We start from the raw sequence: 10,004 nt of genomic DNA on the forward strand, positions 1-10,004 counted from the left end.
AGCAGGCTCTGAATAAGTATCGCAAAACAATCATTGAAGAGTTTGACGATATTATGAAAACGACAGTTCAGGAAGCGAAGAAATCACAAAAACCGGAAGATATACCGATTATTCGGACCGCTGATACTTTATTAGTTTATGCCAATCAAAATAATTCTTCCGATATCCATATTGAACCTTATGAAAATAAAAGCTTAGTCCGTTTTCGTATTGATGGCATGTTACACGATGTCGTTGAGTTGCCCAAGAAAATTCATAATTTGTTAATTACCAGATTCAAAATTATGTCTAAGCTGCGCATTGATGAGCATCGAGCAGCGCAAGATGGCAAATTACAATTCATGAGCGATGATGGACGAGTTGATGTTCGTGTTTCTATTATCCCGATAGTTGAAGGTGAAAAAATTGTCATGCGTTTATTGTCGTCAAAAAATAAGCATTTAAAATTAGAAACTCTGGGATTCTCCGAAAAAGATTTTACCAAAGTAGATAAGGCTATTAGTCGGCCCCACGGTATGATTTTGGTGACTGGACCAACGGGTTCTGGTAAATCAACAACGTTATATGCTGTGCTCAATGTTTTAAATGCACGCGAGGTTAATATATCTACTATTGAAGATCCGGTAGAATACGATATTGAGGGCATTAATCAAATACAAGTTAATAATAAAACCAACTTAACTTTTGCCAGTGGTTTACGAGCGCTTTTACGACAAGATCCGGATATTATTATGGTAGGTGAAATACGCGATCGAGAAACTGCCGAAATATCGATCAATTCGGCCATGACCGGTCATTTAGTTTTGTCTACCCTACACACTAATGACGCCGCTACTACAATGCCGCGTTTTATTGATATGGGCATTGAGCCCTTCTTAATCTCGTCGACCATTAATATTATTATTGCTCAGAGATTGGTACGCAAATTGTGTCATAAATGTGTTGCTAGTTATACGGTAAAAAGAACAAAGCTCGTGGAGCTATTCAATGAAGAATCAATTTTTCGCGTTTTGGGTAACAAAAAAGAATACCGTTTGTATAAGAGTAAGGGATGCGCTTTTTGTAAAAAAACTGGTTATCAAGGACGAATGGGAATTTATGAAGTTATGGAAATGAGTAGTTCGATTAAAGAATTGGTTATGAAACAAGCCAACGCTTCGGAGATTCATAAACAGGCTATCAAAGAAGGTATGATGAGTATGCTCGAAGATGGATTGGCAAAAATTTTAAAAGGGGAAACATCTGCTGAAGAAATTTTAAGAGTAACCAAAGATTAAAATGAAATATGAATATTTAGCAACTACTAAAGACAACAAAGCACAAAAAGGGGAAATAGAAGCTTTGGATCAGGAATCAGCTATTTTAGCTTTGAAGAAGAAGGGGTATTTTATCGTCAAGATAAATAAACAAAAACAGTTGATGAAAATGGAGATTTCCCTTGGTGGCATTAAATTTATTGATAAAGTGTTGCTAGCTAGACACTTGGCTATTATGATGAAGGCTGGTGTAAATTTAGCGGAAGCTCTGGATGTTTTAACAGAACAAGCTACTCATCCCAAACTGCGGAGAATATTAAAGGAAGTAACAGCAAAAGTTTTGAGTGGCAATACTTTATCGCAATCCTTAGGTGAGCATCCGAAGGTTTTTTCCGATTTATTTATTAACATGGTACGTATCGGTGAAACCAGTGGTACGCTAGCAGAGAATTTGGAATATTTAGCAACGGAGTTAGAAAAAAGTTTTGAATTGAAGAAAAAGATTAAAGGAGCAGCTATTTATCCCATTATTATTTTACTTGTTACCCTGGGTTTGGGTTTTATTCTCGTTTATTTTATTTTGCCACAAATGATGAAGTTGTTTGAAAGTTTAACTATGGATCTGCCTGTTACCACTAAAGTTTTGATAGCTACTGCCCGTTTTATGGAAAATAATGGTACGGCCGTTGGCATTGGTTTAATAGTTTTGTTAGTTGTTTTCATTATTTTAATGAAGCAAAAATTTTTCCACCATTTAATGCATCGCTTACTGCTACACATACCAGTAATTAGCAAAATTATTATTCAGTTTAATTTAGCTAATCTATATCGTACCCTGGGCATTCTTTTAAAAAGCGGTGTCCCAGTACTGGAGGCTTTGAAAATAAGTTCCGGCGTACTGGGTAACTATGTTTATAATAATGAATTATCTAAATTGGCTTTGGAGGTAGAAAAGGGCTTGTCTTTGTCGGAGTCTTTTCTTAATCGTAGCTCCAAGTTATTTCCCCCGATAGCCACGCGTTTGCTTGGTGTTGGTGAAAAGACCGGTGAACTGGATAACTCCTTAAATTATTTAGGTGAATTTTATGGGCGAGAAGTGGATAATATTACTAAAAATATGGCCACCATCATTGAGCCAGTATTGTTAGTGGGTATTGGTTTGATTGTGGGCTTTGTTGCCGTTTCAATTATCCAACCAATCTATCAGATATCTGGTGGTATAAAAAGATAATTATGCAGAAAATTTTGCGCGCGGGCTTTACTTATACAGAGTTACTCATTGTTATGGGTATTTTTATCGCTACTATGGCTATTGCCTTACCATTCCTTTCACAATTTCTAGCCATCAATAAATCAGATACTTCCTTGACGGATGTGTGTCAAAATTTAAAAAGAACTCAGTTCAAAGCGATGGCTGGACTTAGGGGCACTAAATGGGGCGCTTATTTTTCTGGTAACAACTATATTACTTTTAGCGGCAATAGTTATGGAGAGCGACAATCTAATGAGGATGAAAATTATAGTTTACCCAACGGTTACCTTTTTACTAATGATTTGAATAATGAAATAGTGTTTGATCGTTTGACCGGTAAGCCCAATAAGGGAGGCGTGGTGTCATTACAAATTAACGGTTATGAACGACGAGACTGTATTATTACTGTTAATGGTTTAATATCTTTTTAACATGATTATAGTCCAGAAAAAACCGGCTTTTTCTCTGATTGAAATAATTATTGCTTTGGGAATATTTTCTTTATTCGTTACCGGTATAGCCAGTAGCGCCAGTTTGACTTATATCGCCGAAAGACAAGGTGGCGAAAAAACAGTTGCTCAAGCTTACGCTCAAGAAGGTATTGAGGCTACAAGATCTATTGGCAAGCGCGGGTGGTCGGAAATCACCATCGGGAATCACGGTTTATCTAAAAATAATAATTATTGGGAGTTTAGCGGTGAGAATGAAATCCTTGGTGAATATCAGAGACAAATTGTTATTTCCGACGTTTATCGCGATGCTAATAATAATATAGTCGCCAGTAACGGTACGCTGGATTTGCATACTAAAAAAGTTGTGGTTAGTATCAGTTGGCCAGTGAGTGGATCGCAAGATCATACTTATTCGCTGGACACCTACTTAACTAATTGGTCCAGTCATGATTGGCAACAAACAGATTGGTCTGGCGGTGATGGTCAAGCTAATTGGTCAATAACTAATCGTTTTCTGCAAAAGGATGAAGCTGTTGATATTACTACTATTGGTGAAGCAAAGTTAAATCTAGCCGGTGCCAATCCCAGTCCTTATGCCTTATTAATGCATTTAGACGGTCAGCGTTTTAAAGATAATGGCAAGTTAACTAATAGTAGCTTTGAACAGTATTCTGGTCTGCCACCCAGTATTGATTGGAATGGCTGGGACGAATGGAATTGGGGTGCGCAGTATATTAATACTGCTGGTCAAAGCGGACCGACGGCTGCGGAAGTTTATTTTGAATGGCCAGGCATGTCGAATCTCGGTCAGGTAAACGTACCAGTTACTCCCAAGAGTACCTATCAGTTCAGTTTTTATGTTAAAGGAACGGTATCTTTTTTATACTTATCTATGTGGGATCAAGATTATCGTTACTTGCAAAACAATGGTAGTATGAATTGGGGTTACAATCTAATCTCCGTACCTATTAGTGATAGCTGGACTCAATACACCATCTCATTCACCACTAGTGCCGCTAGTAACTTTATAACTTTTTATTTAAGCGGTGTAGCAATTGGTGTCAATAAATATTACGCCGTGGATAATTTTGCTCTAGCTGACGAAATTGTTTACGATTCCAGCTCCTATAATAACGATGGTTTTCGTCAGCCACTAGGATCTGTCCCTAGCTATACGACTGGTAATTTTTCTCAAGCCCTGAGTTTTGATGGTAGTAGCGGTAGTAGTAATGGTGATTATGTTAGGATACCAGGAAACGACAGTTTAAATATTATTGGTAATATCACATTGGAAGCCTGGGTTTATCCCACGGCTCTGGGTAGTGGTGTTGATCGGCCAATTATTACCAAGTGGCAATGGAATGATGGTGATAACAGATCTTATCGTTTGTATATCAATAGTAGCCGTAAGCTAGTATTTGCCATTAGCCAAGATGGTGCTAGCGGTAACAATCACGAGTATTCCGTAACTAGCGATAACGCTATCTCCACCAGTAACTGGGCACATGTTATCGGTACCTATGATGGTGCGGCGATGCGGGTTTATATTAATGGTGAATCAAAGGGCATTGCAGATTATAGTGGCAGTATTTTTAATTCCGGTAATAGTGTACCGGTATTGATCGGATCAATTGATAATAACCTGCGGGATAATAATAGATTTAAAGGCAAGATTGACGAGGTTTCTATTGAAAGTATTGCCCTAGACGATACTGCAGCTCATGAGCATTACATTAATTCACCACTGACACCAGAATCGGTTATTCTTTGGATTTCACCAGTGCCAGTTGGTATTTTTATGACGGATAAAAAAGTAGCCGGGATGAATATTGTGGACAATAATCTTTATATTGCTTTGTTGGAGAAAAAAAGAGTTGAAACATTTGATATGACTAGCGATCCTATTAATCCGACATCGTATGGTACTTTTCTGACAACCAATCACTCAGAAGATGTAGCGGAGTTAGGCAAATATATTTATGTAATAACCGATATAGCCAGTAATGGTGTAGAAATATATCAATACAATCAAATACCGAGTGACGCTCAGTATATCGGCTCATTATCTTTGGCTGATGAACCCCGGGGTGCATTTGTTTATAATAATTATTTGTATATTACTTTAGAAAATCATACTGTCGTTGTTTACAATTTGAGTCCTAATCCTAATGCTCCCACCTATGAAGGTAGCTTCAACACTGCAGAGGAACCCAATGATATAGTTATTCAAGATAATTATGCTTATGTTGCTTTAGATAGTACTGATCAAGCCATTCAAACATTCAATATTGGCGCTAATCCGATTAACCCACCAGCAGTCAGTATTATTAGTGCTATTGAAGCACCGGTTGGTATTACTACTCGCGAGGGCTATCTAATGACTGTGACTGGTGGCGCCGCTCGTAAAGTATTGGTTTTCAATATTGAAACTGATCCAGCAAACCCAACTGCTTTGGGGGATATGGATATTATTGATAATGGGCGTGACATAGCGCTGCGAGGTAGTTATTTGTATATTGGTTTAGCTGGTAGTACTAAGGGCATCCAAGTATTTGATATGACTTTTATGTTGGCTGGCGGAAGCGGTGAATCAAATTATCAAGTATACGGAACACTAGAGTCGTCAGTTTTTGATACCGGCGCTGACAGCGGTTATAATTTTATTAGTTGGACGGAAAATCTACCAGCGGCTGGTGATGATGTTAAGATGCAAATTAAAACCGCTAGCACCATTGAAGACTTAAATGCCGCATCCTGGTCAGGGCCTTTTGGTCCTGGTAGCTTCTATGAAAGCGGTAATGAAACCATTATTTTACCAACTTTGGGTTATAATGGTAAAAGGTATACTAAGTACTTGATTCATTTATATGGTTCTGGTGATACCACGCCAGTACTGCAAGATTTTAAGTTAAATTACACACCATAATGAAAATACAGCGTCCAGGATTTACATTGATTGAAGCAATTATTTACGTAGCTATTATTTCTACGATTTTGACGGTTTCTTTATACTTTGTTTGGAATATCATCGGTTCCCAGATAAAAAGTGGTGCTATTATCGAAACGAACCAAGCCGCTCGTTATATACAACAAACGATAGCCTATGATTTTCATCGCGCAAAAACACTAAATCAAATAAGTACCGATCAGGTAATTATCACCTTGGTGGACAACGCACAAATCAGTTATGTTTTTGATCGTGATAATAAAAATATGACACGCCAAGTTAATCAAGAAACACCAGTCGTGATCAATACGGCGGTCGTAGCTGTTGATGGTCAGTGGTCAAATTTATCAACTACTCAAAGTAGTACCATTGGTCTGGTTTTGCAAATTGATTACCGGACAACAGTGGAACAGACAGAGTGGCAAGCAAATATTAGTTTAAATACATCCTATGATTTATTATTGGCACCATAAAGAAAAAAAGAGAGGAATGTTGGCATTAATTTCGATTTTGATTATCGGTACCGTTGTTTTGTTTGTGGTTTTAAGCGTGGGTTGGCAATCGACCAGTGAATTGCAAGGCTCTTATTGGATTAGTCAATCATTAATGACCAAGGAGTTAGCACAAGCTGGCATTGAAGATGTACTGATCCGTTTAAAGAAAAATTGGGTTAATTATAATTACACCTTAGACATAAATGGAAATTCTAGTATAATAACAGTAAGTACTAATGGCAGTCAGGCAACAATCACTAGTTTTTCAACGATTGATAAAAATCAATATACGATTGTTGCTACGGTCAATAATACTTTTAATATTATTAATTGGCAGGAAAATTAATGGCGAAACTGAAAAATTTTTTTACTTTGGATATTTCTAATAATGCTGTTGAAGCGATCAGTTGTCACAGTACTTTTTTTGGCCGTTTGATTTTGAAGGGTATTAACCGCGTTGTTTTAGATAAAGGAGTTATCGTCAATGGCGTAATTAAGAATCCCAATGCGCTAATAAAAGCTATTAAGAAGGTGCTCAACACCGCGAAACCAAAACCAATTACCGCCAAAACTTGTTTGTTATCAATTCCGGAAAATAGAATGTTTACCAATATTTTTAGTGTACCAGCAACACTCAAAGAAGACGAAATTGAGCAATATCTATTAATGCAAGCTGAGGGTATTATTCCCTTTAGTAAAGATAGCATGTATTCAGATTATCGCGTGGTAGAGAATGCTGTTCAAGAAAAAAAGGTTTTGTATGTAGCTGCCCCTCGTCAATTAGTGGAAGATATTTTAGCTATTTTAAAATCTTTGAGTATCAATGTACAAGTCATTGAACTGGAATCATTAGCCTTGGCGCGCTGTTTATTACCAGTTTTCGGTAATAATAAATCAGCAACGATGATCGTGGATATTGGTGGTTATTTTTCCAATATCGCCATCTATGATCGTGAGGGTATGAAAGAAACTGTTAGTTTGCCAGTTGCCGGATCATATTTTACCGAGGTATTTCGTAAAAAGGGTAAGTTATCATTGGAAGAGGCACTGGATCTGAAAGAAAAACAGGGTTGTCGCGTCAAGGATGAAAAGATTGCTAGTGGTTTAAATGAACTACTAGACAAAATACTCCAAGAGATTAGTCGATCAATTAAATATTATGAGCAGAAAAATAGCCGGCAGGTTAATAAGATTGTATTAACTGGTGGTTCGGCAGAAATGGTTGGTCTGTTAGAATATTTTACCAGTAAATTAAAAATTCAAATTCAAAAGGGAGATCCTTGGTTACATTTGAAGAGTAAAAAAAACATTATTCTGAATAATGTTAAAAAAACTGACGTCAATACTTTTGCCACAGTTATTGGTTTATTATTACGGGGGATGCGCAGTAACTATAAGTTTGGTATTAATATATTACCGCGGCAAAATAAAAAACCATCATTTGCTAAATTTAAGGCTAATTGCCAGGAGGAATGGCCTAAGATTATTATTTTGTTATTAATTATTCTTACTTTAATTTCAATTTTTTATTTCCGCGATCACATTAATCTAGTCAATAAAAATAAATTAAAACAGTTCACTAGCCAACAACAAAAATCCTTTAAAATGACCGTTGATTATGCGGAACAGGCAGTGACGAATTTTGATCAATCTATTATTCGTGGTAAATTAGTTAGTGATAAATTTGATTATAGCTATGAACTAAGCAATGTTACTATCAATGACTTTGCTGTCACGCCGGAAAATAATATTTATTTAATCAATGAAACTACCCAGGATAAAAAGATTGTGGCCAATTCAAGAATTAGCATGGATGGTATTAATATTTTCTACTTAAAAAATGATCAAGTTATACCAGCGAGTGGTAGGTTATTAGTAGCAATTGACAGTTCTAGAAATAGCGCGACTCTGCTACCTGGACGTTATGATTTTGTAGCATTAACAACTGTTCAAAAGAAGAGTATTTATGCGGAAAAGATCGAATCTAATGGTGGGTTATCAATTATTACGAAAGATTCAGTTAAGCTTAAAAGTATCGAAGATCAAAAACAAATGGCCACTCTTCGTGCTTGGTCAGAATATAGAAAAAAAAGCAGCAATAAATTTTTACCCGATCGTTCGCTCACCACTTTGGTTTTGGCAGTAAAATATTTAAGTTCCTCGGAAAAAGTTTCACTGGTTATTTCCGTAGAATTTTCTTGGCCACAACCGGATGAGCAAGACTGGTTGTTGTTTTACCAGCAGCAATGTGGTGACAGTTGTCTTAAGAATGGTGTTAATATGACTAATGTAATGATTAAGAATATTAGTCAAGACTTTGAACAAAAGCGTTCAATTTGGCAGATATTTTATTAATTTGTTGTTTCGTTGCGAAAAAAGTAGTATAATATTACTGTTAGCCTTATTAAAATATTAATTAGATTGCCTAGACATTCATTTAAGGCGGTGTCGGTGGCAATTGAAAGGTAATCAAAATGCGCAAAGGTTTTACCTTGATTGAGTTGCTAATCGTTATTGGCATTATTGCCATTTTAGCAGCTTTAACGTTTGTGGCGGTAGATCCTGCCACAAGATTTGCTGAGGCTCGTAACGCTGAGCGTTGGTCTTCAGTAAACGCTGTTTTGAACGCGGTATTACAATACCAAGTTGATAATAGCGGTACTTTACCAGCTGGTATTGACGATACAGCAGGCAGTTCTCAAGTTTTGGGTACTGCAGCAGCTGGTTGTGATGCCACTTGTACAGCTACAACAACAGTAGCAGCTTGTGCTGATTTGGGTACTGAATTAGTAACCAAGTACATTGCTGCCATTCCTCAAGATCCAAGTACTGGTACTGCTGCGATCACTGATTATTACATCAACAAAGATGCTAATGGTCGTGTTACTGTCGGTGCCTGTGATCCTGAATTGAGTGAAACTATCAGTGTTTTACGTTAATTTAGGCTAACTAACAACAAAACACCCTACTTTTTTGTGAGGGTGTTTTGTGTTATTATATTAGTATGAAAAATAAGTTTGATATTATTTCCATCGGTGGTTTGACGCAGGATTATATTTGTAATACTTATGGCGCAATAGAAATAAAAAAAAATAATAATGAGAAATACATTGCTTTTGATTTCGGGTCCAAACACTACATTGATTTACAAAGTAAAAGTTTTGGTGGTGGGGCTCTTAACAGTGCTGCCAGCTTCAGTCGATTGGGATTACGCATTGCTGTCGCTTCCATTATTGGCAATGACATTATCGGACAAGAAGTCAAATATTATTTAAAGAACAAAAAGATTAATGAAACTTTTTTGCAAACAGCAAAACAAAAAGCTACGGCCTTCTCCTTTATTATGAATTCCACTATTATTCGCGATCATTTGTTATTTGTTTATCCTGGCGCCACTGAGCGTTTGCGATTAATCAAAAGTTTGTCTATGAATAATCATCAGACAAAGTATTATTTTGTTACGGCTTTAGTTGGTCCTTATGCTGATTATAATTTACACTATCTGTGGTCCTTAGCACAAACAAAAAAGATTAAAGTTTTTTGGAATCCTGGATTGCAACAAATTGAGCAAATAAAAATTTGGCAAAAGTATTTTAATACAGT

At 36.6% G+C, this 10,004-nt stretch carries 9 protein-coding genes; all 9 read left to right on the plus strand.

Annotated features, from left to right (window positions below; translation table 11 throughout):
* On the plus strand, positions 1 to 1,277 hold a 1,277-nt coding region (locus COX77_00395), incomplete at its 5' end, for a hypothetical protein (GenBank protein ID PIZ99798.1).
* A 1-nt stretch (position 1,278) separates the two neighbouring features.
* Positions 1,279 to 2,487, plus strand: a complete 1,209-nt coding sequence (locus COX77_00400) for a hypothetical protein (GenBank protein ID PIZ99799.1) — start codon at positions 1,279 to 1,281, stop codon at positions 2,485 to 2,487.
* Positions 2,488 to 2,489: 2 nt separating this feature from the next.
* Entirely contained in the window at positions 2,490 to 2,939 is a 450-nt protein-coding gene (locus COX77_00405) for a hypothetical protein (GenBank protein ID PIZ99800.1), read from the plus strand.
* Position 2,940: 1 nt separating this feature from the next.
* A complete protein-coding gene (locus tag COX77_00410; protein ID PIZ99801.1) occupies positions 2,941 to 5,886 on the plus strand; it encodes a hypothetical protein in 2,946 nt (981 codons plus the stop codon).
* On the plus strand, positions 5,886 to 6,380 hold the full coding sequence (locus tag COX77_00415; protein ID PIZ99802.1) for a hypothetical protein: 495 nt from the start codon (positions 5,886 to 5,888) through the stop codon (positions 6,378 to 6,380). The genes COX77_00410 and COX77_00415 overlap by 1 nt, the downstream gene beginning before the upstream one ends.
* Positions 6,358 to 6,747: a hypothetical protein gene (locus tag COX77_00420; GenBank protein ID PIZ99803.1), complete on the plus strand. Its 390-nt coding sequence runs from the start codon at positions 6,358 to 6,360 to the stop codon at positions 6,745 to 6,747. Before COX77_00415 ends, COX77_00420 begins: the two co-directional genes overlap by 23 nt.
* On the plus strand, positions 6,747 to 8,756 hold the full coding sequence (locus COX77_00425) for a hypothetical protein (GenBank protein PIZ99804.1): 2,010 nt from the start codon (positions 6,747 to 6,749) through the stop codon (positions 8,754 to 8,756). Before COX77_00420 ends, COX77_00425 begins: the two co-directional genes overlap by 1 nt.
* A gap of 119 nt (positions 8,757 to 8,875) precedes the next feature.
* Complete coding sequence (locus COX77_00430) at positions 8,876 to 9,340, plus strand: hypothetical protein (GenBank protein ID PIZ99805.1); 465 nt, start codon at positions 8,876 to 8,878, stop codon at positions 9,338 to 9,340.
* A 65-nt stretch (positions 9,341 to 9,405) separates the two neighbouring features.
* Positions 9,406 to 10,004, plus strand: a 599-nt coding sequence (locus tag COX77_00435; GenBank protein PIZ99806.1) for a hypothetical protein, incomplete at its 3' end; no start/stop codon positions are given.

The sequence above is a fragment of the Candidatus Komeilibacteria bacterium CG_4_10_14_0_2_um_filter_37_10 genome (genome assembly GCA_002793075.1).
In the GTDB taxonomy this organism is placed as follows: domain Bacteria; phylum Patescibacteriota; class Patescibacteriia; order UBA1558; family UBA1558; genus UM-FILTER-37-10.